The organism is Hymenobacter defluvii (assembly GCF_017589435.1).
In the GTDB taxonomy this organism is placed as follows: domain Bacteria; phylum Bacteroidota; class Bacteroidia; order Cytophagales; family Hymenobacteraceae; genus Hymenobacter; species Hymenobacter profundi.
In genome coordinates this window covers 1-1,028 of record NZ_JAGETX010000083.1, presented here as the reverse complement: position 1 = coordinate 1,028, position 1,028 = coordinate 1, and the positions used below count along the sequence as shown (strand labels likewise).

Genomic DNA, 1,028 nt, shown 5'->3' with positions numbered 1-1,028 from the left:
TTGCTGTTCCGCCAGAAATGGCGCTCGTCCATCAACCGTGCAGCCGAGGCAATGACCATCTTCGCTGTAATCTGCGCGGCTATGTTCCCGGTGTTGCACATGGGCCGTCCATGGCAGGCATATTGGGTATTCCCACTGCAAAATACGTTTGGCTCGTTGTGGGCAAACTTCAATTCGCCACTGCTGTGGGATGTATTCGCCATCTCGACTTACTTTTCGGTTTCGTTGGTTTTCTGGTACATCGGTCTTATTCCTGACTTTGCTACCATCCGCGACCGGGCGAAAGGTCCTATTGCTAAAGTAGCCTACTCCATGCTAAGCATGAACTGGAAAGGTTCAGCTAAAGCTTGGTCGCGTTACGAAACAGTTTCGCTGATTCTGGCAGGTGTTTCCACCCCGCTGGTACTGTCGGTACACACTATTGTATCGATGGACTTTGCTACCTCAGTTGTACCAGGTTGGCACACCACGATTTTCCCTCCTTACTTCGTGGCAGGTGCTATCTTCTCAGGCTTCGCCATGGTACTGACGCTGATGCTCATTACCCGAGTAGTGTTCAAGTTAGAAGACTACATTACGCTTGAGCACATTGCCTTGATGAACAAGATCATGATGATTACGGGCTCTATCGTAGGGGTAGCGTACATCACTGAGTTCTTCATTGCTTGGTACTCGCAAGTAGAATTTGAGCAATATGCATTCATCAACCGCGCAACTGGTCCCTACTGGTGGGCTTATGCGTCAATGATGACTTGCAACGTAATTACGCCCCAGTTGGTGTGGTTCCGCAAGGTGCGCTATAGCATCCCGATGACGTTCGTGCTGTCGATTATTGTGAACATCGGTATGTGGTTCGAGCGTTTCGTAATTATCGTGACCTCCTTGCACCGTGACTACTTGCCCTCTAGCTGGGCTATGTTCTCGCCTTCGATTATCGATATCGGTATCTATGTAGGTACGATGGGTCTGTTCTTTACCTTATTCCTGTTGTTTGCCAAGTTTTTCCCGGTTATCAACATGGCAGAGGA

At 49.1% G+C, this 1,028-nt stretch carries 1 protein-coding gene; it reads left to right on the top strand.

Going from position 1 to position 1,028, the window contains the following annotated elements:
- On the top strand, positions 1–1,028 hold a 1,028-nt coding region (gene nrfD / locus J4D97_RS23025; RefSeq protein ID WP_208309632.1), incomplete at both ends, for an NrfD/PsrC family molybdoenzyme membrane anchor subunit.